This window comes from Nocardioides koreensis (genome assembly GCF_039531775.1).
GTDB lineage: Bacteria > Actinomycetota > Actinomycetes > Propionibacteriales > Nocardioidaceae > Nocardioides > Nocardioides koreensis.
The window spans coordinates 150,707-175,820 of record NZ_BAAAQR010000011.1 but is presented as its reverse complement, the minus strand read 5'-3'; the positions used below and the strand labels follow the sequence as shown (position 1 = coordinate 175,820).

The window sequence follows — 25,114 nt, the reverse complement described above, 5'->3', positions numbered from 1 at the left end:
GAGTCGGGTTCGGCGTCGGTTCGCATGTCACCTCGCGCTGGGAGCGTGGGCCGACCCCCACTGTTTCCCGATCCGTTGGACCACGTCGTCACCCCTCGAGGGTGAGGTGGCCGGGGCGGCATGCGGACAGGCTGGGCCGATGCAGGGCGACGGCGACCCTTCCTCCTCCCGGCGTGCCCGGCTGGAGCGGCTGGGCCGCTGGGCACGGGAGCGCCGCGACGGCACGCTGGACCGGGTCGAGCAGGCGCAGCGGCGCTACCCCGCCGTGCGCTTCGTGCTGACGGCGGTCGACCACGACCGGGTCGCCGGCGGCCCGTTGCTCGCGGGAGCGCTCGCGTTCCGCCTCTTCCTCTGGCTGCTCCCCGCCTGTCTCGTCGTGGTCGGGTGCCTCGGCTTCATCCGGCCCGACGAGGCCCGGGAGCTCGCGACCGACAGCGGCATGAGCGGCTTCGCCGCCTCCACGATCTCCTCGGCGACCGCGCAGGCGCACGAGGCCCGCTGGGTGCTGGTGGTGACCGGCCTCTTCGCGCTGTTCGTCGCCTCGGTCACGTTGGCCCGCACGATGTGGGTGGCGACCACGCTGGCCTGGCAGATGCCCATCCAGAAGCTGCGGCGTCTCCCCCGCGCGGCAGCCCTGGTGGTGGGGCTGCTCGTCTCGGCCCTCGGCCTGGTGCTGGTGGCGAACTGGCTGCGCAGCATCGACCATGCGGTCGGGCTGGTCGCCACGCTGCTGCTGGTCGTCGTCTACTCGTTCCTCGGCTGGGTCGTCCTGTCCCTGCTCCCACGTCCCCCGGGCGTCTCGCTCCAGGACCTCGTCCCCGGTTCCCTGCTGATCGGCGTCGGCTTCGAGGTGATGCACGCCTTCTCGGCGTTCTACCTCGTGCACCGGCTCAGCAGTGCCTCCCAGCTGTACGGCGACCTCGGATCGGCGGCGACGCTGCTGCTGTGGACCTACCTGCTGGCCCGGATCCTGATCGGAGCGACGACCGTGAACCGGGCCTGGGTCGCCTACCGGGCACCGACCAGCGCTCCCCGTGCTGGCGCGCCGTGACCCGATGCCGTGACGGCCCTCAGGCGCTCACCGCTCCCTCGTACATCGAGTCGAGGAGTGGTCGGTACGTCGTCTCGACGACCTTGCGCTTGACCTTCATGCTCGGGGTGAGCTCGCCGGCCTCGACCGACAGGTCGTGGTCGAGGACCCGGAAGTCCTTGATCGTCTCCCAGCGGTTGAGACGGTCGTTGACCGCCTCGAGGCAGTCCTGGACGTAGTCGTGCACGGCCGGGTCCGCGGTCAGCGTGCGGTAGTCGCCAGCCGCGAGGCCCCTGGCGGTCGCCCACTGTGCCAGCGCCTCGGGGTCCAGGGTGATCAGTGCTGTCGCGTAGTTCCGGCCGTCCCCGTGCACGACGATCTGGCTGGCCAGCGGGCACACCGCCTTGAACGACACCTCGATGGACTGGGGGGCGATGTACTTGCCCCCGGACGTCTTGATCAGGTCCTTCTTGCGGTCCGTGATCCGCAACCTCCCCCGCTCGTCCAGCTCACCGACGTCGCCGGTGGCCAGCCATCCGTCGGCGGTCAGCACCTCCGCCGTCTCCTCGGGCAGGTGGTGGTAGCCGCGCATCACGCTCGGGCCCCGCAGGAAGATCTCGCCGTCGGAGGCGGTCCTCACCTCCGTGCCGCTGATCGGCGGCCCCACGCCGCCGGACACCGGGTCGTCGGGCCGGACGATGCAGGCGCCGGCGCTGCTCTCGGTCAGTCCGTACCCCTCGAGGACAGGGATCCCGGCGGCGTAGAACCAGGCCGCCACGTCTGGGGAGAGCGCCGCGCTGCCCGAGATCAGGTACCGGATCCGGCCGCCGAGGCGGGCCCGGATCTTCGACATGACGAGCTTGTCGGCCACCACGTGCTGGGCGAGCACCGCCCGGCCCGGTCGGCGGCCCTCGAACCGTGCCTGTGCGACCTTGTTCCCCACCCCGAAGGCCCAGGTGAAGAGAGCCCCCTTGACCCCGCCCTCCTCCTCGACCGTCTGCACGATCTTGGCGTGCACCTTCTCGAAGATCCGCGGTGGTCCGGCCATGAATGTGGGCCGCACCTCGGCCAGGTTCTCCACGATCTTGTCGATGCGGCCGTCGACGGCCGTCGGGAAGCCGATCTGCAGCTGGACCGCCTGCAGCATCTTTCCGAAGGAGTGGGACATCGGGAGCCAGAGGTACTGCAGGTCGTCTCTCGACATGATGTGCAGCTCGTCCGCCCCCGATCCGATGTAGGTCCAGCAGCGGTGTGGCAGCTCGACGCCCTTCGGGCGGCCGGTCGTGCCGGACGTGTAGATGAGGGTCGCGAGGTCCTCGGGCCCGATCGCGGCCACCGCGTCGTCAACCGCGGTCGGATGGTCGGCCAGGTGTCGAGCACCCAGGGCCTGCAGGTCATCGAGGCCCAGCACCCACTCACCGTCGGCGTGGCCGTCGAAGGTGACGACCCGCACCAGGTCCGGCAGGTGCTCGCGCTGGGCGCGCAGCTTGGTGACCTGGGCGTCGTCCTCGGCGAAGGCGATCCGCGAACCGCTGTCGCGCAGGATGTGACCGACGTCCTCGCCGCCGGTCGTCGGGTAGACGGTCGTCGTCGCCGCCCCGGCACTGGTGATCGCGAGGTCGGCGTACAACCACTCGATCCGCGTCCCGCTCGCGATCGCCACCCGGTCCTCGTGCTGGATCCCCAGCGCGAGCAGGCCCGCGGCAAGCGTCCGGACCGTCTCGCCGACCTGTGCCCAGGTCACCGACTCCCAGCCGCCCGGGGTGGGGAACCGGTACGCCTCGGAGCCCGGGGTCGCGGCAACGCGGTCGTAGAGCATCCGTGCGACCGAGGCTGCCATGCAGCCAGCGTCGAAGAGCCCCCTGGTCAGGGCTAGGGGCCTACGTCCTCGGACCGGTCTGGTCCCGGGGGCACGTCGGGCAGGTCCACCACGACGTCCAGGCGGTTGTTCCCCGCTGGTGTGACGGTGTTCCTGCCCAGACGGCGCAGCATCGCCAGCGAGGCCTCGTTGTCAGCGGCCACCGTGGTGAGGACCTGCACCACGCCCGCCCGGCGGGCTCGCAGGAGCTCGGCGAGGAGCGCGGTCGCGACGCCCCGGTCCTGCCAGGCGTCGTCGACGGTCACGGCGACGTCCGCCGCCTCGGGCTGGTCCCGGTAGCGGATCATCCTCGCCACCCCGACAGGCCCACCCACGTTGTCGTCGTCGAGCACGACCAGCGCGAGGGCCACGTGGTCGATGCCGTCCACCTCGTCGACCAGGTGGTCCAGCATCGCGTCGGTCAGGTGCGGCACGCTGGCGAGGAACCGGTGTTCGCGGGTCTCGGCCGAGAGGGTCTCGTATCGTTCGCGGACCGCCTCGCGATCGCTCGGGAGCAACGGCCAGATGAGCGCTCGCGTGCCGTCCCTGAGCCTGGCCTCCGCGATCACGGACACCGGCCCCCTACGACGACGAGACCCGCCCGTCGAGGGTGCCGCGCAGCTCCTCGAGGCGTTGCTGCACGCGGTCGAGCGCCGCCCGGGCTCCCGGCCCGGCATCCCCCAGCTGTGCCCCGAGGTCGTGCACGGCCTCCTCGAGCCCGCTGAACCGCTCCCAGAAGGCCCTCTGCAGGTCGCCGCCGGCGCCCTCGCGGTCGCGCAGCAGGGCGGCCTGCGCCGCCTGGAGTCGTCCCGCCTCCCACAGGTCCACGAACACCTGGACCTTGGCGCGCAGGATCCACGGGTCGAACGGCTTCGAGATGTAGTCGGCCCCGCCGGCCACGTAGCCGCGGTAGGAGCTGCTCATGTCCTTGTCGACCGCGGTGAGGAAGATGATGGGGACGTCCTTGGTCCGGGTCCGTCGCTTGATCCGGGCAGCCGTCTCGAAACCGTCCATCCCCGGCATCTGGGCGTCGAGCAGGATCAGTGCGAACTCGGCCCGGAGCAGGGCGCGCAACGCCTCCTCCCCGGAGTTCGCGCGCACCAGGTCCACGTCCAGGGAGCCGAGGATCGCCTCGAGCGCCAGCAGGTTCTCCGGGCGGTCGTCCACCAGGAGGATCTTCGGACGGTCCGTCACGACAGCCACGACCGGATCACGGAGAGCAGCTGCTCGACGTCCACCGGCTTGGTCACGTAGTCCGAGGCGCCCGCCGTCAGGCTGTTGTCACGGTCCCCGGGCATCGCCTTGGCCGTCAGCGCGATCACCGGCAGGTCCTGGAACTTGGGCATCTTCCGGATCTCGCGCATCGCGGTGTAGCCGTCCATCCCCGGCATCATCACGTCCATCAGCACGAGGTCGATGTCGGCCTCGCTGCGCAGGGTGCCCAGCCCCTCCTCGCCGTTGCCGGCGTAGAGCACGTCGATGCCGTGCTGCTCGAGCGCACTCGTCAACGCGAAGACGTTCCGCACGTCGTCGTCGACGATGAGGATCCGCCGACCCGCCAGGGCCTGCTCCCGCTCGGACTCACCATCGCCCGACTCCAGCCGGTGGGTCGGCGCCGCCACGTCGGACCGGTGGAGGAACAGCGCCGTGCGCTCGACCAGCTCCTCCAGGGTCTCCGTCCGGGTGAGCGTGAGCGTCTCGTCGTACTTCGCGAGCCGGGCCGCCTCGCGCGTCCCCAGGTCGCCGACGCGGCTCACGACGACGGGCGTGTGCCGCAGCTGCTTGCGCGCGCGGATCCGCTTGAGGACCTCGAGGCCGCCGGCGTCCGGGAGCGCGAGGTCCACGAGCACGCAGTCGACCGGACCCTGGCCCAGCGCGGCGCTCGCGTCCTCGGGGCTCCCGACGATGTCGACCTCGACCTCGTCCAGCAGCTCGAACCGTTCCGCGACGGCCGCGCTCGGACTGCCGGCGTCGTCGGTGACCACCAGCAGCCGACGCTTCGGCCGGCCGATGAACGTCTCCAGGCGCTCCAGGGCGGAATCCACCTTCGCCCGGGTGAACGGCACCTCGATCACGTCCAACGCCCCGGCCCGCCAGCCCTGGTGCGCGCTCTCGGCGGCCGCGGCCGTGTGGGCCGCCACCATCGGCACGTCACGGGTCCGGTCGATCCGCTTGAGCAGGTGGGGCAGGGAGCTGCCGTCGTGCGCGGCCATGTCCATGCCGATGACCATCCCGGCCGGTTGCCGCTGCTCGGCGAGCGCCAACGCGCGGTCGGCGTACGCCGTGGCGACCACCTTGAAGCCGTGGTCCCGGCCCACCTCGACGGCGGCCCGGCACAGCTCGGGCTCGGACAGCGCGACGAGCAGGACCCGGTCCCCGGAGACGATGGCGTCCTCGTCGTCCTCCACGTGCTCCCGCACGCGCTCCGAGCCGAGGGTCGCCTCCTGGAGCGACAGCGCGGCCTGGCCGGCCGGCAGCACGGGCACTCCCCCGGCCCGGCCGCCGAGGAACTGGGTCGGCACGTAGAGCGTGAACTTGCTGCCGCGGTCGGGCTCGCTCTCCACGTGGATCTCGCCGCCGATGAGCCGCGCGATCTCGCGACTGATCGACAGCCCCAGGCCGGTGCCGCCGAACTTGCGGCTGATGGTGCCGTCGGCCTGCTGGAACGCCTCGAAGATGGTCCGCAGCTGCTCGGGCGGGATGCCGATGCCGGTGTCGGTGACCTCGAAGGCCAGCACCCCGTCCGCGACGGTCAGGGCCGGGGTCGTGAAGCTCTTCTCCGTGCTCCGCCGGATCACGAGGTTGACCTCGCCGAACGAGGTGAACTTGACCGCGTTCGAGAGGAGGTTGCGCAGCACCTGCTGCAGCCGGTGCTGGTCGGAGACCAGGGTCGGCGGCACGTCCTCGGAGACCCAGACCGAGAACCTGAGGTCCTTCTCCGCGGTGAGCGGCCGGAACGTCGCCTCGACGTACTCCACGATCCCGGACACGGCGACCGAGGCCGGATGCACGTCCATCTTGCCCGCCTCGACCTTGGACAGGTCGAGGATGTCGTTGATCAGCTGCAGCAGGTCGGTGCCGGCGCTGTGGATCGTCTGCGCGAACTCGACCTGCCGCGGGTTGAGGTTCTGGTCGGGGTTGTCGGCCAGCAGCTTGGCGAGGATGAGCAGCGAGTTGAGCGGTGTGCGCAGCTCGTGCGACATGTTCGCGAGGAACTCCGACTTGTAGCGCGAGGAGAGCGCGAGCTGCTCGGCCCGGTCCTCGAGGGCCCGCCGGGCGTCCTCGATCTCGAGGTTCTTGATCTCGATCGCGCGGTTCTGCTGCGCCAGCAGGCTCGCCTTCTCCTCGAGCTCGGCGTTGCTCTGCTGCAGCTCGCGCTGCTGCGTCTGCAGCTCGCCCGACTTGTTCTGGAGCTCGGCGGCGAGGCGCTGGGACTCGACCAGCAGCGCCTGGGTGCGCGAGCTGGCGATGATCGCGTTCAGCGAGACGCCGATGATCTCCATCAGCTGCTCCAGGAACTGGAGGTGGACGAGGGTGAAGGGCTGGAACGACGCCAGCTCCATCACGCCGAGCACCTGCTCCTCGAACACCACCGGCAGGATCACGATGGTCAGGGGCGACGCCTCGCCGAGACCGGAGGAGATCCTCAGGTAGTCGGCGGGCACGTCGGTGACCAGGATCCGCTCGCGGTCCCGCGCCGCCTGGCCGACCAGCCCCACCCCGAACTCGAAGGTGTCCGGAACGCCGGGCAGCGGCCGGTAGCCGTACGACGCGATCCGGCGCAGCGTCTTGGCGCCGCCGTGCCCGTTCTCGCCGAGGAAGAAGGTCCCCGAGGCCGCCCCGACCAGCGGTGTCAGCTCGCTCACGATGAGCTGGGTGACGTCGAGCAGGTCGCGGCCACCCTGCATGTGGCCGGTAAAACGGGCCAGGTTGGTCTTGAGCCAGTCCTGCTCCTGGTTCGCCCGCGTCGTCTCGCGCAGGTTGTCGATCATCTGGTTGAGGTTGTCCTTGAGCTCGGCGACCTCGCCCTGGGCCTCGACGCTGATCTGCTGGCTGAGGTCGCCCTGCGTGACGGCTGTGGACACCTCGGCGATCGCCCGCAGCTGCGTGGTCAGGGTGCCGGCGAGCTGGTTGACGTTCTCGGTCAGCTTGCGCCAGGTGCCGGAGACGTCGGCGACCTCGGCCTGCCCCCCGAGCTTGCCGTCGGTGCCGACCTCGCGGGCGACACGGGTGACCTCGTCGGCGAACGAGGACAGCTGGTCGACCATCCGGTTGACGGTGGTCTTGAGCTCGAGGATCTCGCCGCGGGCGTCGACGTACGTCTTCTGGGTCAGGTCGCCGTGCGCCACCGCCGTGGTCACCAGGGCGATGCTGCGCACCTGGCTGGTCAGGTTGCCCGCCATCGAGTTCACCGAGTCGGTGAGGTCCTTCCAGGTGCCCGCGACGCCGCGGACCTGGGCCTGGCCGCCGAGGATGCCCTCGGTGCCGACCTCGCGCGCCACGCGGGTCACCTCGTCCGCGAAGGCTCGCAGCGTGTCCACCATGGCGTTGATGGTGCTGGCCAGCGCGGCGACCTCGCCGCGGGCCTCGATCGAGATCTTCTGGCTGAGGTCGCCGCGCGCCACGGCCGTCGACACGGTGGCGATGTTGCGCACCTGGTTGGTCAGGTTCGAGGCCATCGAGTTCACCGAGTCGGTCAGGTCCCGCCAGGTGCCGGCCACGCCGGGGACCCTGGCCTGCCCGCCGAGCATCCCCTCGGTGCCGACCTCGCGCGCCACCCGGGTGACCTCGTCGGCGAAGGACGACAGCTGGTCGACCATCGTGTTCACGGTGCTCTTCAGCTCGAGGATCTCGCCGCGGGCGTCGACGGTGATCTTGCTGGTCAGGTCGCCCTGCGCGACGGCCGTGGTCACCTCCGCGATGTTGCGCACCTGGGAGGTGAGGTTCGCGGCCATCATGTTGACGTTCTCGGTGAGGTCCTTCCAGGTCCCGGAGACGTCGTGCACGTCGGCCTGCCCGCCGAGCCGCCCCTCGGTGCCGACCTCGCGCGCCACCCGGGTGACCTCGTCGGCGAAGGACGACAGCTGGTCGACCATCGTGTTAACGGTGCTCTTCAGCTCGAGGATCTCCCCGCGCGCCTCGACGGTGATCGTCCGGGTCAGGTCGCCGCGCGCGACCGCGGTGGTCACCTCCGCGATGTTGCGCACCTGCGCGGTGAGGGTGCCCGCCATGAAGTTCACCGAGTCGGTGAGGTCCCGCCAGGTCCCGGACACGCCGGGGACGGCGGCCTGCCCGCCGAGCCGCCCCTCGCCGCCGACCTCCCGCGCGACGCGGGTGACCTCGTCGGCGAAGGACGACAGCTGGTCGACCATCGTGTTCACGGTGTTCTTCAGCTCAGCCAGCTCGCCCCGCACGTCCACGGTGATCTTCTGGCTGAGGTCGCCGCGGGCCACCGCGGTGGTCACCTGGGCGATGTTGCGCACCTGGTTGGTCAGGTTCGAGGCCATCGAGTTCACCGAGTCGGTGAGGTCCTTCCAGGTGCCGGCCACGCCCGGCACGTCGGCCTGACCGCCGAGGATCCCTTCGCTTCCGACCTCGCGGGCCACCCGGGTCACCTGGTCGGCGAAGGACGACAGCTGGTCGACCATCGTGTTCACGGTGCTCTTGAGCTGGGCGAGCTCACCCTTCACGTCGACCGTGATCTTCTGGCTGAGGTCGCCGCGGGCCACCGCGGTGGTCACCTGGGCGATGTCGCGCACCTGGGCGGTCAGGTTGTCGGCCATGTAGTTCACCGACTCGGTGAGGTCCTTCCACCGGCCGGCCACGCCCGGGACGTCGGCCTGACCACCGAGGATCCCCTCGGTGCCCACCTCGCGGGCGACCCGGGTCACCTCGTCCGCGAAGGTCTGCAGCGTCGCGGTCATGGAGTTCAGGGTCTCCGCCAGCTCGGCGACCTCGCCGCGGGCACCCACGGTGATCTGCTGGCTCAGGTCGCCACGGGCCACGGCCTGCGCGACCGACGAGATGCCGCGGACCTGGCTGGTCAGGTTGGAGGCCATCAGGTTGACCGAGTCGGTGAGGTCCTTCCAGGTGCCGGACACCCCCCGGACGTCGGCCTGGCCTCCCAGCCTCCCCTCGGTGCCCACCTCGCGGGCGACCCGGGTCACCTCGGAGGCGAAGGACGACAGCTGGTCGACCATCCGGTCCACGGTGTCCTTGAGCTGGGCCATCTCCCCCGACACCTCGACGGTCACGGTGTGGGAGAGGTCGCCGTCGGCGACGGCGGTCGTCACGAGCGCGATGTCGCGCACCTGGGCGGTCAGCCGCGACGACATCGTGTTCACCGCGTCGATGAGGTCTCGCCAGCTGCCGTCGGCGTCGCGCACCCGCGCCTGTCCACCGAGCATGCCCTCGGTGCCGACCTCCCGGGTCACCCTGGTGATCTCGTCGGCGATCGACGAGAGCTGGTCCACGAGCCCGTTCACGCTGCGGGCGACCCGGAGCGGCTCTCCTCGCAGCGACTGACCGTCGAGGCGCAGGTCCATCCGCTGGGTGAGGTCGCCGTCGGACATCGCCGCGACCACGCGGGCGAACTCACCGGTCGGGCGGACGAGGTCGGTGATCAGGCTGTTGGCGGCCTCGACGCACTTCGCCCAGCCGCCCTCCCCCAACCCTGGCTGGAGGCGCTCGCTGTGCCGGCCCTCCCGGCCGGCGACCCTCTGCACCCGGGTCAGCTCGGAGAGGATGTGCTGCTGGCGGTCAGCGATCTCGTTGTAGGCGATGGCGAGGTCTGCCACCAGCCCCTCTCCCGACACGGGGAGCCGCTTGCGGAAGTTGCCGTCCCGCATCGCGTTCAGGCCGGCGAGGAGACGCCGCAGCTGCGCGGCGTCGAGCTCGCCGCCGGCCGCGGGCCGCGCGCCGGACTCGCGCCGCTGCGGCTTCTTCGTCGAACTGGGCATCTGAATCTCCTCGTCGCCCCGTCCACCTGAGTCTGTCACCATGAGGAGACTCCGCCAACGAGTCCGTGAGACCGCTGTGAACTCATTTCCCGTGCGCACCCAGCTTTCCTTTGCCGCAGACGCGAGATCTGTGGCCGAGGCCCGACGGTTCACCCGGCGGACCCTCGAGGCGTGGGGTGCGGACGAGCTCGTCGACAGCGCGTCGTTGATCGTCAGCGAGCTGGTGACCAACGCGGTGGTCCATACCGGTACCCCCACGCTCGTCTCGCTCGCCCTGCGCGGTCCGCACCTGCGCATCGAGGTCGAGGACCAGCACCCCGCTCGCAAGCTCCCGGTGATGACGGCCCCGCCGGAGGAGACCTCCGAGCACGGACGCGGGCTGGTGATCACGACGTCCCTCTCGACGGCGTGGGGCGTCGAGTACACCAAGACGGCCAAGCGGGTCTGGGTGATGTGCGAGCGCGACGGCACCGCCCCCGACGCGGCGCCTGTCGAACAGGTCGCCCACTCCGTGCTCCGCACCCGCGTAGGCGTCGTCGAGCTCTCCGACGGCGGGGTCGTGACGGGATGGAACGACGACGCGGTCGACCTGTTCGGATGGACGGCCGAGGAGGTGGCGGGACGTCCGTACGCCGACCTTGTGGACCGGGCAGCGGGCGGCCGCCTTCCCGACGACCTGACCGCTCCGGGAGCGGCCTCGTGGCAGGGCACCTACTCGGTGGCCTGCAGCGACGGGTCGTCTGAGATGGTGTTCGCCTCACACACCCCGGCGGCCGGCGGCCCGGGGTCCGTCGCGCTCGTCGTCGCGGAGGAGCAGCGGGCGCTCCTCGAGCACCCGGCTCCCTCGCCCCGGGTGGTCCACTCCTCGGCCGCGGCCCTGGGCCTGCGCGAGGACGCGCTGGTGCGGCTCAGCGTCGAGGAGTACCTCATGCTGGCCGCCGAGCGGATCCGCGACCCGGTCACGGCCGACGCCACCTACGTGCTCCTCTCCCACGACTTCGACGACGACTTCGAGGTCGTGGCGGTCAGCGGTCTGTCCGAGACCCTGCTGGGCACCCGGCTCGCGCCCGACACCCCCGGCACGCCCGACCTGCACAACACCGCGCTCCCGGTCGTGGTGCCCGACCTCGGTGAGTTCACGGTCCCCCTGCTCGCCGGCACGGAGCTGCGGTCACTGGTCGTCGTACCGCTCGTGATGGAGGGAAGCCTCGTGGGCGCCGTGGGCGCGGCCTCGGTGGTGACGCACGGCTTCAGCGACGACGAGGCCGCCGTGCTGCAGCAGTTCGCGGACACCATCGCACTGACCGCCGACCGGGCCCGGCTCCAGGCCTCGGAGCGGGAGCGGCGCGGCTGGCTGAGCTACATCGCCGACGCCGGCGACCTGCTCGCCGGCTCCCTGGACCAGGACATGACGATGGCGATCACCGGTCAGATCGTGGTCCCGCGCATCGCCCAGTGGTGCGCCATCCACCTTGCCGACGAGCGCGACGAGGTCGTGCTCCAACAGGTCTGGCACGAGGACGAGCAGCGCAACGAGCAGCTGCGGGCGGCACTCGAGACCGTCGAGGCCGACGACCTGGTGAAGGGTTCGGTCCGGATCCCCGGCTACTCCGCGACGAGCATCCCGCTGGTGGCGCGGGGCAGACGGACCGGCTACCTGACCATCGGGAGGCCGCCCGGAGAGGTGCTGCGCAGCGAGTTCTTCCTCGTCGCGGAGTCGATCGCGCGGAGGGCCGCACTGGCGATCGACAACGCCCGGGCCCACGGGGCCCTCCAGGCGACCGGCCGGGCGCTGCAGAACAGCCTGCTGCCCGCGTTCGTGCCGACGGTTCCCGGCCTCGACGTCGGCGTCGTCTACGAGGCCGCCGGCGAGGACACCGCGGCCGGTGGGGACTTCTACGACCTGTTCCCGCTCGGCAACGGGACGTGGTGCTTCGCGGTGGGGGACGTCTGTGGCACCGGGGCCGAGGCCGCGGCGGTGACGGGTCTGGCCAGGCACACGATCGAGGCGCTGATGCGCACCGGGCTCCCCCTGACCGCGACCGTCGAGCGCCTGAACACCGCGATCCTGGACGAGGGTCCCCGCGCCCGGTTCCTGACCCTGGTGTGCGGGACGTTGCGCCTCGACTCCGGCCGGGTCAGGCTCGAGATCGTCAACGCCGGGCACCCGCCGCCGTACCTGGTCGACGATCGGGGTGGCGTCCGCGAGATCGGGACGCCGCAGACGTTGCTGGGGGTGGTCGACCGCACCCCGTACTTCGCCGACAGCCATGTGCTCGACCGTGGCGACCTCCTGGTCGCCGTCACCGACGGGGTGCTCGAGCGACGGGCAGGTTCGCGGATGCTCGGGGAGGAGGGCTTCGCCGAGGAGCTGTCGCGGACGTCCCACCTGCCCGCCCAGGCGGTCGCCGACCGGATCCGCCGGCTGGTCGCGGACTTCAGCGAGGCGCCCCAGCACGACGACATGGCCATCCTGGCGCTCCGGGTCCAGGCCGGACCCCCTGCCCCCGCTCCCGCCTGAGCCGTCCGCGGTTCAGCCCCGTCGTTCCTCGCGGCGTTCCTTGCGCCGCCGGTGGCGCCGCAGCACGCCGAGTCCGAACCAGACCAGCGCCCCGAAGACCGCCACCACGACGGTGTAGAGCCACATCGGCCAGGTGAACGAGAGGAACAGGAAGTGGAACCTGACGTCTTGGGTGTTCTGGACGATGAAGACCACGAGGACGCCGACTCCGGACAGGGACGCGACCGCCCCGGCCCCGAGCCGGCGGCCCGTGGCCTCCGCACCCGTCGGTTCGCTCATCACACCGCCACGGTGCCTCATGGACGCCGTGGAGGGGCTCACCCCGGACGGATGAGGTGACCGCGGCGGCGGGAGGGTGCTCAGGCGTCGAGCGCCGCGAGGATCTCCTGCGCCAGCGGCGCCGACGAGGCGGGGTTCTGCCCGGTGTAGAGGTTGCGGTCCACCACGACGTGCTCGGCCCACGGGTCACCGGCCCGGAAGTCGACCCCGAGGGCGACGAGCCGGTCCTCCAGCAGCCACTTCGCGTTGTCGGCGAGGCCCGCCTGCTTCTCCTCCGCGTTGGTGAACCCGGTGAGCCGGTAGCCCGCGAACGGCGAGGCGCCCTTCTCGTCCTGGGTCGCGAGGAGCGCGGCCGGGGCATGGCACACGACCCCGAGCGGCTTGCCCGAGTCCAGTGCCCGGGCGAGCAGGCTCGCCGAGGTGGCGTCGACGGCCAGGTCCTCCATCGGGCCGTGCCCACCGGGGTAGAAGACGGCGGCGTACTCGTCGAGGTCGACGTCCTCCAGCTTCAGGGGCGCCTCGAGCTGGTCGATCCGCCCCAGCTCGGCCCTGATCGCGTCGGCGTTCTCCTGACCGCCGTTGGCGTCCGCGGCCAGGCTCCCCTCGTCCACCACCGGGACCACCCCACCGGGGGTCGCGACGACGACGTCGTGGCCGGCGCCGGTGAACGCCCGGTACGGCGCCACGAGCTCCTCGGCCCAGAAGCCGGTCGGGTGCCGGGTCCCGTCGGCCAGGGTCCAGTGCTGCGCTCCGGTCACGACGAACAGGATCTTGCTCACGGTTGAACCTCCAGGGGTCGTTGAGCTGTCAGCGGGGTGAGCCAGCCGGCGGCACGAAACATTCCCGGGCCGGCGCCGATGTGGCGATGCCGACACCGGCGCGCCTCAGGAGGCGAGCTTGTTCCTGCTCTCGAGCAGGGCCTGCCGCAGGTCCCGGACGGCCTTCTCGAGGCCCTCGCGCAGGGAGCCGCCGACGCTGGTCGCGGTCGAGGTCGCCCCCTCGACCTGCCGGCGCACGTCCGCCCACCTGCTGCGCACCTGCTGCATCAGGGCCGCGGCCCTGTCGTTGGCCTCCATGGCGGCGAGGTGCATCTGGACCTCGAGGTCCTCCACGCGACCCTGCCACTGGTCCAGCTGCGCCTGGGCGAGCTGCTGGTGGAGCTCGCCCTGCCGGGTGCGGAGCTCCTCGATCTGGCCCTCGAGTCGTGCGATGCGCTCTTCAGTGGTCATGCGGCCCACCGTTCCATCCGGCCCCGGCGCGCCACAGGGCCCAACGGACCCCGCGGGTGGGCCCCTCGGGGTGTGCTGTCGTCAGCGAGCCGCACCCGTGCGCACGTGCCCGCCGGTGGCCGGGCGGTGGCGGTACGTCCGGGCGTGGTTCTCGAGGAAGTGCTCCACCTCGAGGCGGTCCACCCGTCCCTGGGCCAGGGTGGTGGCAGCCGCGCGGGCGTTCTCGCGGGCGACTCCCTGGTCGGCGAGGCGTTCGGCGGCGGCGGCCGCGATGCGGACGAGACGGGGCCCCATGACTCCTCCAGAGGGTGGTGGTGTTGCGTCCCGGTCGGGCACGCCCGCACTACTCAACTCTGGGTACGACGACCTCGACAGGGACCTTGGTCCCGAAGGGCGACCCCTTCTGGCGGGGTCCGCCTGGTCAGGTTTGGGGAGACAGCTCGTCGGCCACCAGGGCGAGGTCAGCGGTCGAGGTGTCCAGGGAGGCCGGGTGCAACGGGGTGATCTCGACCGGGCACCTCGACTCGCGGATCATCGCCCGCGCGGTGGAGCCCATGGGCAGCCCGATCGGGGCGCCATGGCCCCGCCGGCCGATGACGAGGAGGTCCGCGCCCTCGGTCGCGCCCAGCAGGGCGGCCGCGGGGTCCTGGTGACGGACGTCGATGTCCACCACCACCTCGGGGTACGCCGACCTGAGCTCCCGCAGCGCGGACCGCAGCCGCTCGGTGAGCGAGGCGGTCCAGCGGTCCGCCTCGCGCTGACCGACCACGACGTCGTCGTACGGCCGCTGCAGCTTCCAGGTGTGCAGCACCCGCAGCCGTGCCTTGCGGGTGCTGGCCGCGACGAACGCGTGCGACAGGACCTCGTAGGCGTGGTCGGGGTCCTCGACACCCACCACGACGTGGCGGTGGTCGGCGGCGGCGAGCCACACGGTCGGGATGCACACGACCGGGCACCGGGCCCGGCTCGCGACACCGGTGCTGGTGGAGGCGGTGAAGACCCGGCCGAGCAGCTGCCGGTCGCGGTGGCCGAGCACCACCATGCGGGCACCCTCGCTCTCCTGCACCAGGACGTGCACCCGACCTCCGGTGCGGATCACCTTCTCCAGCGGGACCATCCCGTCCCAGGCGGTGCGCGCCGCCTGCTCCGCCTCGCGCATGATCTTCTGGGCGACCTGGTCGAAGGTCTCGTAGCCGGCCATCGGGACGATCGGGGACGTTGCCGACAGGTCGGGAAGCGCGTGCACGAGGCGCACCCCGCAGCCGACGCGCTGGGCCTCCGCGACGGCGAACTGCACCGCGTGGAGACCCTGCTGGGTCCCGTCCACCCCCACCACGACGGGGGCCTTCAGCTGAACACCCATGGAGCACCTTTCCCGATCGGTCCAGTCGGCTCTGTCACATGTCGGGACGAGCCTCCTCGCGCCCCGGCCACCGGCACAGGGCCGCCCGTCACGCGGGCGTGGGCCTTCTGTCTCAGCCCGGCTCGAGGACGCCGTCGAACAGCTGCACCCACTGGACGAGGTGCCGGTCACCGAGGAAGTAGTCGCGCACCCGCTCGTGCGCCGCGGCCCCGATGGTGGCGGCCTGCTCGGGATCGGCGAACAGCTTGGCGAGCGCCTCACTCAGGGCCCCGAGGTCCGCCGGGTCGTGCAGCAGGATGCCGCTCACGCCGTCCTCGATCTGGTCCGGGATCCCGCCGACGGCGGAGGCGACGACCGGGCGTCCCTTCCACATCGGCTCGGTGACGGTCAGCCCGAACCCCTCGGCCAGGCTCTTCTGCACCACGATCTCCGCATGGTGCTGGAGGGCGTTGACCAGGTGCGCGTTCTCGTCGACGTCGTCCATCGGCAGGCAGCAGAGGTGGATCCGCTGCCGGGACGCCTCGGGCAGCGCCTCGCGCAGGGTCCGGCACGCCTGGAGGATCGCCGCGCCCTCCGGGTCGTCGGCGACCCCGAGGACGTCCGGACCCGCCAGCAGCAGGTGCACGTCGTCGGGCAGGCGGTCGAGGTGGTCGGCGACGCCCGTGAGCACACCGGTCATGTCCTTGAGCCGGTCCCACCGGCTCAGCTGCATGACCACCCGGGCTCCCGCCGGGAGCGGTGCCTCCCCGAGCAGCAGGTCGCGGTGCGGACGGACGGTGCCGGTGGAGCCGCCCCGGCGCCCGAACGCCAGGCTGCCTCCGTCGGCGGGCAGGTCGACCAGGCCGGCCTGCTGGAGAGCTGCCGCGACCTCGAAGGGCTCGAGGTGGACGTTCTTGGTGCTGAACGGGTCGATGGAGGGCGCGATGATCCGAACCCGGGCCGGCGGCAGCCAGGCGGGCACGTACGACGGCCGCGAGAAGATGAACGCGTCCGCGGGCTCGATCAGCGGCCGGAGGTAGGCCCAGGCTGCCTCGGTCTCCTCGGTGACCATCCCGGACCCGATGTGGCAGCGCCACGCCACGTGCGCCCCGGCCTCCCGCAGCGGAGCCACCAGCCCGGCGGTCTGCGGGTCGTGCAGCAGGACCACGTCCCGCGACCGGACCATGGGGACGGCCTCGGCGGCGTTGGCCCGGCTCACCTGGAGGTAGTGCGCCAGCTGGTCCGGGCCGAGCGGGCCCCCGTCACCCGAGGACCCGTGCAGCATGTTGTGCAGCCGCTTGGTGATCGCGAAGAACTCCGGGTCGCCGTCGAGGACCAGCCAGCGCGTGTCGACGCCCGCGCCCCGGCCGTACGCGAGGAGCACCGTCAGCATCTCCGCGACGCCGCCGCCCTGCGCGGTCGAGTTCAGGTTCCAGATCGCTCGCCCGTCCAGCATCGCGCGGGCGTGCACGGCGGTCTTCTCCAGCAGCTCGACCCGGGCGGGCGGCAACAGCAGCTCGAGTCGCTCGAGCGGGGCGGCGTGGATCCGGACCTCCTGCACCACCCGAGCGTCCCCCGACCGTCGTCGCGCCACGAGGTGCGAAGGTCACGGTGCGCCGGGACCATCGGGGGCCCGTGCGACGTCAGATGAAGAGCAGCTGGGCGCCGGCCGTCTTCTCGATGAAGTCGGAGGCGCTGATGATGTCCTCGACCTCCTCGTAGAGGTCGTCGAGGCCGAGGTGCTGCATGTCCGCGGACATCCGGCAGGCCCACAGGTGCCCGCCCGAGTCGACGATCTGCTGGAGGAACTCCGGCACCTCGGGCACGTCGAGCTCGGCAATGGCCTTCTTCATCTGGTGCGTCGCCATCGCGGTCATGCCCGGCAGGCCGCCGAGCCCCTGCGGCACGTGCGTCGCGGTGTTGCCGAGCAGCGTGAGCTTCAGGTGGCCCATGGTCTTCTTGTTGATCATGTCGAAGCCCCAGAACGTGAAGAACAGGTGCGTCTCCACGCCCTCGCCGAGCGCCGCGTTGGCGAGGATCAGGCCCGGATAGGCCATGTCCAGGTTGCCCTTGGAGCAGATGATGGCGAGCTTGCGGCCGGCTTCTGCCTCGCCGAACGACGGGACGATCGGTGCAGCTTCGGTGGTGGTCATGACGGTCTCCTCAGACACAGCCGCGGGGCTTGGGCAGGCCGGCGACGTAGGCCAGCTTCTTGGCGGGCTTCTGCGGGAACAGCGCGAAGAGCTGCTTGGTCGGGATCTCCCCGACGACGCTCATCCGGCGCAGGGTCGCGGTCTCGCCCTGGTCGGCGAAGTCCTGGCGCACGAACTTGATCGCCTTCCAGTGCTCGTCGGTCAGCTCGATGCCGATCTGGGCGGCGAGCGCCTTCGCGAGGTCCTCGCTCCACTCCATGGGGTCGGTCATGAACCCCTCGGCGTCGACCTGGATGTGGTGGCCCTCGATGGTGGTGGTGGGCATGGGTGTCAGGCCTCCTCGTGAGGGACTTGCTTGCCCGCCATCGACATGTGGGCCGGGAGTGGGACGGGCCGGCCCGGGAGCAGCAGGTTCCAGTAGACGTGCCGGAACGCCAGCTTGCCGAGGTGGTTGGCGCGGGTCTCCCGCAACAGGCTCAACGGGCCGACGTACGGCAGCGGGTACTTGCCCGGCAGCGGCTCGGTCTCGTAGTTGAAGTCGATGAGCAGCGCCTTGTCGTCCCCGGACTCCACGAAGCAGTTGGCGTGTCCGTCGAAGGACCCGGTCATCGGCCGGCCCTGGACGTGCTGGAGGAAGTTCCCGATGAACACCTCGACCGCGAAGTGCGCCACCGAGCCGGCCTTGGAGGCGGGGATGTCGTTGGCGTCGCCGATCGCGAAGATGTTGTCGTGGGCCGCCGAGAGCAGGGTGTGAGGATCCACGTGCACGTAGTTGAGCTCGTCCCCGAGCCCGGACCGGGCCACGAACTCCGCGCCCATGTTGAGCGGCACCGTGACGAGCAGGTCGAACGGCACCTCGCGCTCGTCGTAGGACACCAGCGTCCGGCGCTCCGGGTCGATCCGCTCGACCAGGAAGTCCGCCTCGACCTGGATCTTGCGCTCCTCCAGCATCCCTGCCAGGTGCGCCGACGCGACGGGCTGCGTGAACGCCCCGTCGAGCGGCGTGACGTAGACGAGCTCGACCCGGTCGCGGATGCCGCGGCGACGGAGCCAGGACTCGGCGAGGAAGGCGAACTCGAGCGGGGCGACCGGGCACTTGATCGGCATCTCGGTCACGTGGACCACGAGCCGTCCGTGGTCGAAGGCCCGCAGCGCCTGCGCCAGCGCCTCCGCACCCTCGAGCGTGTAGAAGTCGAAGATGCTCCGACGCCACTCGCTGCCGTCCATGCCCGGCGTCTCCTCGGGCCGCGGAGTGGTCCCGCTGGCCACGACGAGGTAGTCGTAGCCGAGCCTGCGGCCGTCGGCCAGGACCACCGCGTCGTCGTCCGGCTCGATGCGGTCGATCTCGCCGAGCACCATCTCCACCCCGTCCGCGAGGAAGTGGTGACGGGTGCGGACCACGTCGTGGCGGTCGTAGGTCCCGAACGGCACGAACAGGTAGCCCGCCTGGTAGTGGTGGGCATCGTCACGGTCGACGACTGTCACCTGCCACTCGTGGCGGTCGAGCCGCCGCCGCAGCTTGTTGGCCACCATCGTGCCGGCCGTGCCGGCGCCCAGGACCAGGAGTCTCTTCACGGGTCCCCCTCTCTGCCGGCCAGTCCACAACCGCCCCTCGGCGACAGGGACCTGCCATTGGTCCCCGGCACCGTGCCACTCGGCCCGATCACGCGGTCCCGTAGCCTGCTCGGGTGCCTGCCCCCCAGCCCAGCTTCCGCGTCGGGTTCGTGACCGGGGCGACGCCCGACAAGTGGGCCGGCATCTGGCGCAGGCGCCGGCCGCAGGAGCCCCTCGAGCTGGTGCCGGTGGAGCGCGAGGGCCAGGAGTCCGGGCTGCGCGACGGCAGCCTGGACATGTGCCTGGTCCGGCTGCCGATCGACCGGGACGGCCTGCACTGCATCCCGCTGTACGACGAGCTGCCGGTCGCCGTGGTCGGCAAGGACCACGTGGGGACCGCCGTCGAGGAGGTCAGCCTCGCCGACCTCGACGACGAGCAGCTCGTGCTCCCTCACGAGTCCGGGTGGGCCCCGTCGGCCGAGCAGCTGGACTGGCCGCCGATGTCGGTCCCGGACGCGATCGAGGTCGTGGCCGGCGGCACCGGCGTGGTGATCGTCCCGATGTCGGTGGCGCGCCTGCACCACCGCAAGGACACGGCGTACCGCCCGGTGACGGACCTGCCGCCCACGAAGGTCGGGCTGGCCTGGCTCGTCGACAACGAGGACCCCCGGGTCCAGGAGTTCATCGGGATCGTGCGGGGCCGCACCGAGCGCAGCTCCCGGGGGTGAGCCGGCCCCGCCCGGTCACCGCACCGCGTCGCGCGGCGGTTGCGGGCGCTGGTGCCCGAGCTCGCCGCCGATCCGGCCGCCGTAGGGCCGACCGTGGTCGGCGTACTCCTCGCGGTAGTACGCCAGCCGCCACGGTCCGACCTCGACCCGGCTGCCGGTCCGGAGCACCTGTCGGGGCGCCCTGGCCCCGTTGACCCGGACGCCCGGGTTGCGCGCCACGATGACGAACTCGTCGGCCTCGTCGTGGTGGACCTCGGCCTGCAGGCTCGCCAACCGGGGCAGGCAGATGTCGCAGGCGGGGTCGCTGCCGATCGTGCTGACGCCATCCGCGAGCCAGTACACCGGCTGCCGCTCACCGGGCCAGACGTCCTCCCCGACGGCGAGCACCAGCCGTGGACCACCACCGCGGGCCGGGTCATGGGTGGTCGTCACGGTGCGCCGCGGTCGGCGCAGGAACGTCGGGGCCGGCGGCCACAGCGTGGTCGGGGGCGCCAGCGACGCGTCGGGAAGGACCGGCGCCGTCCTCCGGCTGCGGGACCGTGCCGAGGTCCAGGCGCCACGCAGGCTGCCCAGCCGGATGTGTCGCGACCCGGTGGCGCGCCGTTGCCACCACGGGGCCCGGACCGCGCCGAAGGTGACGAGGTGGGTGCCCGCGTGCCAGACCCGGACGCCGATCCCCCGACGCCCCAGCGTCTCCGCGAGGGCCCGGACGGCCGGCGCGTCCTCGCCCCCGGCGAAGGCGCCGGGGTCGTCGACCTCGAGGTCGAGCCGGTTGCCGCTGCCGCGCAGCGTCCCGTGGATCGGCAGTCGGCCCGGGACGACGACCTCGAAGTCGAGGTCGGCGGCCACCTGGAGCGCGCCGGACACCGGAGTCAGCCCCGCCCGGACGCGTTGTCGCTGGTGACCTGCAGGGTGCCGTTGAGCTTCCACGTCGCGCGCGGTGCGTTGGAGCCGGTGTCCCGGGGGACCTCCACGCTCATGTCGACGAACCGGTAGTTGATGGCCGCCTCGCGCCCGGTGAGGAACGACCACATCTTGCGCCCGAGGTCGGTCCAGTCGACGACCTCGCCGCCGACGCCGTCGAGCGACTGACTGCTGACGTTGTTGTTGATGGACATCGCCATTGCCTCCAGAAGTTGGACATGTACTTCAACATCTTGTTGAGGTACCGTTTTCAGCATGACCACGAATCCGCCGCCGACGCAAGAGGTCGAGGACAATTCGCCGCTCACGATCGGCGAGCTCGCCCGCCGGACGGGTGTCACCCCGGCCACGCTGCGCATGTGGGAGACCAGGCACGGGTTCCCGGTCCCGATCCGCCTCGAGAGCGGGCACCGCCGGTACGACCAGGGTCATGTCGCGGCGGTCGACCACGTGGTGCGGCGACGCGACGCCGGCGTACGTCTCGACGTGGCGATCGCCGAGGCGATGGCCGCCGCCGAGCCGTCCTCCCCCTCGGTCTTCGCGGAGCTGCGCCGCAAGCACCCGCAGCTGGCCGCGCACCGGCTGCGGAAGTCCACGCTGCTGGCACTCTCGTGGGCCATCGAGGACGAGTTCTGCGCGCGGGCGGAGCGGGCCCACCTGTTCGGCGGGTTCCAGCACGCGCGGTACTTCCGGGCAGCGCGCGAGCGCTGGACCGAGCTGTCGAGGGTCGCGAGCTCCACGATGGTGTTCGCCGAGCCCGCCCGGACGGCTCCGCAGCAGGAGGGCCCGGCGCCGAGGCTCGAGATGGTCGGGCTCGCGGTGGACGAGCCGATGCGACGGGAGTGGTTCGTGGTCTGTGAGTCCCGGGACCTCCCCGTCGCACTGACGGCCTGGGAGCTCCCGGGTCAGAGCGAGGTGCCTGACCGGGACCGCATCTTCGAGTCGCTGTGGACCGTGGAGCCCGGGGCCGTCCGCGACGCCGCCCGGGTGTGCGCGCGCGTGGCCCAGGAGCACGGTGTCACCGCCGCCTCGCCGCTGCTCTACGAGCTCGCGGACGAGCCCGCGCACGGCCTCGCCGACCCGGCGTCGGTGACCACGCTCTTCAACCGGGTCATCGCCTACGTCGACCGGTTCGGGGGCTGATCCGCCCGACGTGCGGGAGATCACGCTGACGCCCGCACCTCGTGGCTGACCTGCGGTTTCAGCCGGGGGCGGAGCGGGGAGGTGTCCTTCTCGGATTGCGCTCAGGCTCAGGCCCGGGCACGGTCTGCCGTTCCCCGTACCTGATCGAGCGAAGGAGGCGGCGTCTCTCACCGGCGCCGACACACGTGACGACTCAGCAGGACCACACCACGCAACCACCACATCCGAGGTCCGGCGACGACGTACCCACGTCGAGCGCCGAGACCGATCTCCACCCCGCTCTGGACGTCCCCGTCGACGAGGCCGGGCACACCCGTGCCGGCCTCGACAAGATCGTCTTCGGCGTCTCGGCCGCGATCGCGGTGGCGTTCCTCGTCTGGGGCTTCGTGAGCACCGACTCGCTGGCGAAGGTCTCGGGCGACTCGCTGACCTGGACCATGGCCAACACCGGCTGGCTCTTCGTGCTCACCTCGAGCAGCTTCGTCGTGTTCGTGATCTGGCTGGCCCTGAGCCGGTTCGGCAACATCACCCTCGGCCGTGACGACGAGGAGCCGGAGTTCAACACCGTCTCCTGGGTGGCGATGATGTTCAGCGCCGGCATGGGCATCGGCCTGATGTTCTACGGCGTGAGCGAGCCGATCACCCACTTCGCCACGCCTCCCCCGGGCACGGGGGCGGCGGGCAACCCCGAGGCCACGCAGAACGCGATGGCCACCACGCTCTTCCACTGGACCCTGCACCCGTGGGCGATCTACGCGGTCGTCGGCCTGGCGATCGCGTACGGCGTCTACCGCAAGGGCCGCCTGCAGCTGATCTCGTCGGCGTTCGAGCCGCTCCTCGGCAAGCGCGCCAACGGCGCTGCCGGCAAGGTGATCGACATGCTCGCGATCTTCGCGACGCTCTTCGGCTCGGCGGCCTCGCTCGGCCTGGGCGCCCTGCAGATCCGTTCCGGGCTGCACATCGTCAGCGGCTGGAGCGCCACCGGCAACGGGATCCTGATCGGCATCATCGCGATCCTGACCGTTGCGTTCGTGCTCTCGGCCGTGTCCGGAGTCGCCAAGGGCATCCAGTGGCTGTCCAACATCAACATGGTGCTGGCGATCGCGCTCGCGCTGTTCGTCTTCGTCGTCGGCCCCACCGTGTTCATCCTGAACCTGGTCCCGACCTCGCTGGGCTCCTACATCCAGAACCTCGCGATGATGTCGGCCCGCACCGGCGCCGAGGGTGGCAAGACCAACGAGTGGCTGCAGAGCTGGACGGTCTTCTACTGGGCGTGGTGGCTGTCGTGGACGCCGTTCGTCGGCATGTTCATCGCCCGCATCTCCCGCGGCCGCACGATCCGCCAGTTCGTGAGCGGCGTGCTGCTCGTGCCGAGCCTGGTCAGCATGGTGTGGTTCGCCATCTTCGGGGGCGCGGCCATCAAGCTCCAGCAGACCGGCACCGACATCGCCGGCGCGGGCGGCGTCGAGACCCAGCTGTTCACCACGCTGGAGGCCTATCCGCTGGCGACGGTGGCGAGCATCGTCGTGATGGTCCTGGTCGCGATCTTCTTCGTGTCCGGTGCCGACGCCGCCTCGATCGTGATGGGCACGCTCTCCGAGCGCGGCACCATCGAGCCGAGCAAGCCGACCGTCATCTTCTGGGGCGTCGCCACCGGCGCCGTGGCCGCGGTGATGCTGCTGGTCGGCGGCTCCGACGCCCTCACCGGCCTGCAGACCATCACCATCGTGGCGGCGCTGCCGTTCGTGGTGGTGATGATCGGGCTCGCCGTCGCGCTGGTCAAGGACCTGCGCAGCGACCCGCTGATGGTGCGGCAGCAGTACGCCGCGGAGGCCGTCGAGGCCGCCGTCGTCGCCGGGGTCACCGAGCACGGGGACGACTTCGTCCTCGCGGTGGAGCGGCACCCGGCCGCCGACTGACGGCTACTCCGCACGACCCCGAGGGCCGCTCGTCACCAGCTGGTGGCGAGCGGCCTTCCTTCGTGGAAGCCCGCGGCCGACTGCACCCCGACCACCGCGCGCTCGTGGAACTCCTCGACCGTGGTGGCTCCCGCGTAGGTGCAGGCGGAGCGCACGCCCGAGCAGATCTGGTCGATGAGGTCCTCGACACCCGGCCTGGCCGGGTCGAGGTACATGCGCGAGGACGAGATGCCCTCCTCGTAGAGCCCCTTGCGGGCCCGGTCGAAGGCCGACTCGGTGGCGGTCCGGCTGGCCACCGCGCGGGCCGAGGCCATCCCGAACGAAACCTTGTAGGCGCGGCCCTGGGAGTCGTGCAGCAGGTCGCCCGGCGACTCGTGGGTGCCCGCGAACCAGGAGCCGATCATCACCGACGAGGCGCCGGCGGCGAGTGCCAGCGCGACGTCGCGCGGGTGGCGCACTCCTCCGTCGGCCCACACGTGGCCACCCATCTCGCGAGCCGTCCTCGAGCACTCCAGGACGGCGGAGAACTGGGGGCGGCCGACGCCGGTCATCATCCGCGTCGTGCACATGGCGCCCGGGCCCACGCCGACCTTCACGATGTCGGCGCCCGCCTCGATGAGGGCGCGGGTCCCCTCGGCCGAGACCACGTTGCCCGCGGCGACCGGGACTCCCGGCGAGAGGGCCCGGACGGCGGCCAGCGCCTCCAGCATCCGGTCCTGGTGCCCGTGGGCGGTGTCCACGACCAGGCAGTCCACTCCTGCGGCCAGCAGGTCGGACGCCTTCTGCGCGACGTCCCCGTTGACGCCGACCGCGGCAGCGAGGCGCAGACCGCCGGAGCCGTCGACCGCCGGCTCGTAGACCGTCGCGCGGAGGGCGCCGGTGGGGGTGAGGACCCCCAGCAGCAGGCCGTGGCCGTCCACGGCGACGGCGACCGGCGCCTTCGCGGCGTGCAGCGCGTCGAAGGCCGCGCGCGGGTCGCTGTCGGCCGCGATGGTCACCAGGTGCGGGTTCATCACGTCCTGGACCTGGGCGAAGCGGTCCACGTCGGCGCAGTCGGCCTCGGAGACCACGCCGACCGGTCGGCCGTCCCGGACCACGACGGCGGCCCGGTGCGAGCGCTTCGGGATCAGGGAGAGGGCCTCGGCCACGGTCTGGTGCGGGGTCAGCTCGATGGGGGTGTCGAACATCCGGTGCCGCGACTTCACGAACCGCACCACCTCGGCCACCACCGGGATCGGGATGTCCTGCGGGATCACCGTGAGGCCGCCCCGCCGGGCCACGGTCTCGGCCATCCGCTTGCCGGCGATGGCGGTCATGTTGGCGACGACCAGCGGCAGGGTCGCCCCGGTGCCGTCGGCGGTGGCGAGGTCGACGTCGTACCTGCTGCCGACGGCTGAGTGCCTCGGCACCATGAAGACGTCGTCGTAGGTGAGGTCGTGCTCTGGGGTCGCGTCGTTGAGGAACTGCACGACGGC

21 protein-coding genes are annotated in these 25,114 nt (G+C 71.6%); 5 read left to right on the top strand and 16 right to left on the bottom strand.

The features are described from left to right. Positions 1-139: 139 nt before the first annotated feature. Positions 140-1,051: a YihY/virulence factor BrkB family protein gene (locus ABD268_RS17225; RefSeq protein WP_344155031.1), complete on the top strand. Its 912-nt coding sequence runs from the start codon at positions 140-142 to the stop codon at positions 1,049-1,051. Positions 1,052-1,070: 19 nt separating this feature from the next. Here the strand turns inward: ABD268_RS17225 and ABD268_RS17220 are convergent, their stop codons facing one another. From ABD268_RS17220 to ABD268_RS17205, 4 genes are read right to left on the bottom strand one after another with little or no spacing between them, the layout of a single operon-like run. Next, on the bottom strand, positions 1,071-2,870 hold the full coding sequence (locus ABD268_RS17220; protein ID WP_344155028.1) for an AMP-dependent synthetase/ligase: 1,800 nt from the start codon (positions 2,868-2,870) through the stop codon (positions 1,071-1,073). Positions 2,871-2,902: 32 nt separating this feature from the next. Next, a complete protein-coding gene (locus ABD268_RS17215) occupies positions 2,903-3,463 on the bottom strand; it encodes a GNAT family N-acetyltransferase (RefSeq protein ID WP_344155025.1) in 561 nt (186 codons plus the stop codon). Between the two features lie 7 nt (positions 3,464-3,470). Continuing rightward, positions 3,471-4,091 (bottom strand): response regulator, encoded by a 621-nt coding sequence (locus tag ABD268_RS17210; RefSeq protein ID WP_344155022.1) that lies wholly within the window; start codon positions 4,089-4,091, stop codon positions 3,471-3,473. Beyond that, complete coding sequence (locus ABD268_RS17205) at positions 4,079-9,847, bottom strand: HAMP domain-containing protein (protein WP_344155019.1); 5,769 nt, start codon at positions 9,845-9,847, stop codon at positions 4,079-4,081. Before ABD268_RS17205 ends, ABD268_RS17210 begins: the two co-directional genes overlap by 13 nt. Before the next feature lie 40 nt (positions 9,848-9,887). Here ABD268_RS17205 and ABD268_RS17200 point away from each other — a divergent pair, with 40 nt between their 5' ends. Beyond that, positions 9,888-12,368 (top strand): SpoIIE family protein phosphatase, encoded by a 2,481-nt coding sequence (locus tag ABD268_RS17200; protein WP_344155016.1) that lies wholly within the window; start codon positions 9,888-9,890, stop codon positions 12,366-12,368. Positions 12,369-12,380: 12 nt separating this feature from the next. Here ABD268_RS17200 and ABD268_RS17195 read toward each other — a convergent pair whose 3' ends face one another. From ABD268_RS17195 to sqr, 9 genes are all read right to left on the bottom strand, one after another. Further along, positions 12,381-12,647 (bottom strand): lipopolysaccharide assembly protein LapA domain-containing protein, encoded by a 267-nt coding sequence (locus tag ABD268_RS17195; RefSeq protein WP_344155013.1) that lies wholly within the window; start codon positions 12,645-12,647, stop codon positions 12,381-12,383. An 80-nt stretch (positions 12,648-12,727) separates the two neighbouring features. After that, on the bottom strand, positions 12,728-13,426 hold the full coding sequence (locus tag ABD268_RS17190; RefSeq protein WP_344155010.1) for a type 1 glutamine amidotransferase domain-containing protein: 699 nt from the start codon (positions 13,424-13,426) through the stop codon (positions 12,728-12,730). 105 nt (positions 13,427-13,531) lie between these two features. Beyond that, the gene (locus ABD268_RS17185; RefSeq protein WP_344155007.1) at positions 13,532-13,876 is read right to left on the bottom strand and encodes a hypothetical protein; all 345 of its coding nucleotides are present in this window, start codon (positions 13,874-13,876) and stop codon (positions 13,532-13,534) included. 81 nt (positions 13,877-13,957) lie between these two features. Beyond that, a complete protein-coding gene (locus ABD268_RS17180; protein WP_344155004.1) occupies positions 13,958-14,170 on the bottom strand; it encodes a hypothetical protein in 213 nt (70 codons plus the stop codon). Between the two features lie 127 nt (positions 14,171-14,297). Beyond that, complete coding sequence (locus ABD268_RS17175) at positions 14,298-15,239, bottom strand: universal stress protein (RefSeq protein ID WP_344155001.1); 942 nt, start codon at positions 15,237-15,239, stop codon at positions 14,298-14,300. A gap of 112 nt (positions 15,240-15,351) precedes the next feature. Beyond that, a complete protein-coding gene (locus ABD268_RS17170; protein WP_344154998.1) occupies positions 15,352-16,779 on the bottom strand; it encodes a glycosyltransferase in 1,428 nt (475 codons plus the stop codon). 82 nt (positions 16,780-16,861) lie between these two features. Continuing rightward, positions 16,862-17,371 (bottom strand): DsrE/DsrF/DrsH-like family protein, encoded by a 510-nt coding sequence (locus ABD268_RS17165; protein ID WP_344154995.1) that lies wholly within the window; start codon positions 17,369-17,371, stop codon positions 16,862-16,864. A gap of 10 nt (positions 17,372-17,381) precedes the next feature. Next, a complete protein-coding gene (locus ABD268_RS17160; protein ID WP_344154992.1) occupies positions 17,382-17,696 on the bottom strand; it encodes a TusE/DsrC/DsvC family sulfur relay protein in 315 nt (104 codons plus the stop codon). A gap of 5 nt (positions 17,697-17,701) precedes the next feature. Then, entirely contained in the window at positions 17,702-18,946 is a 1,245-nt protein-coding gene (sqr, locus tag ABD268_RS17155) for a type III sulfide quinone reductase, selenoprotein subtype (protein WP_344154989.1), read from the bottom strand. Between the two features lie 113 nt (positions 18,947-19,059). Here sqr and ABD268_RS17150 point away from each other — a divergent pair, with 113 nt between their 5' ends. Beyond that, positions 19,060-19,653, top strand: coding sequence for a LysR family substrate-binding domain-containing protein (locus tag ABD268_RS17150; protein WP_344154986.1), 594 nt, complete (start codon positions 19,060-19,062; stop codon positions 19,651-19,653). 15 nt (positions 19,654-19,668) lie between these two features. Here ABD268_RS17150 and ABD268_RS17145 read toward each other — a convergent pair whose 3' ends face one another. Both ABD268_RS17145 and ABD268_RS17140 read right to left on the bottom strand, forming a co-directional pair. Beyond that, positions 19,669-20,520 (bottom strand): FHA domain-containing protein, encoded by an 852-nt coding sequence (locus ABD268_RS17145; RefSeq protein ID WP_344154983.1) that lies wholly within the window; start codon positions 20,518-20,520, stop codon positions 19,669-19,671. A gap of 5 nt (positions 20,521-20,525) precedes the next feature. Continuing rightward, complete coding sequence (locus tag ABD268_RS17140) at positions 20,526-20,771, bottom strand: hypothetical protein (protein ID WP_344154980.1); 246 nt, start codon at positions 20,769-20,771, stop codon at positions 20,526-20,528. 61 nt (positions 20,772-20,832) lie between these two features. Between ABD268_RS17140 and ABD268_RS17135 the strand changes: the two genes are divergently transcribed. Both ABD268_RS17135 and ABD268_RS17130 read left to right on the top strand, forming a co-directional pair. Next, complete coding sequence (locus ABD268_RS17135) at positions 20,833-21,720, top strand: DICT sensory domain-containing protein (RefSeq protein WP_344154977.1); 888 nt, start codon at positions 20,833-20,835, stop codon at positions 21,718-21,720. A gap of 185 nt (positions 21,721-21,905) precedes the next feature. Continuing rightward, entirely contained in the window at positions 21,906-23,639 is a 1,734-nt protein-coding gene (locus ABD268_RS17130; RefSeq protein WP_344154974.1) for a BCCT family transporter, read from the top strand. 32 nt (positions 23,640-23,671) lie between these two features. On the opposite strand, the gene ABD268_RS17125 is transcribed toward ABD268_RS17130, so the two are convergent. Beyond that, on the bottom strand, positions 23,672-25,108 hold the full coding sequence (locus ABD268_RS17125) for a GuaB1 family IMP dehydrogenase-related protein (protein ID WP_344154971.1): 1,437 nt from the start codon (positions 25,106-25,108) through the stop codon (positions 23,672-23,674). Positions 25,109-25,114 lie beyond the last annotated feature (6 nt).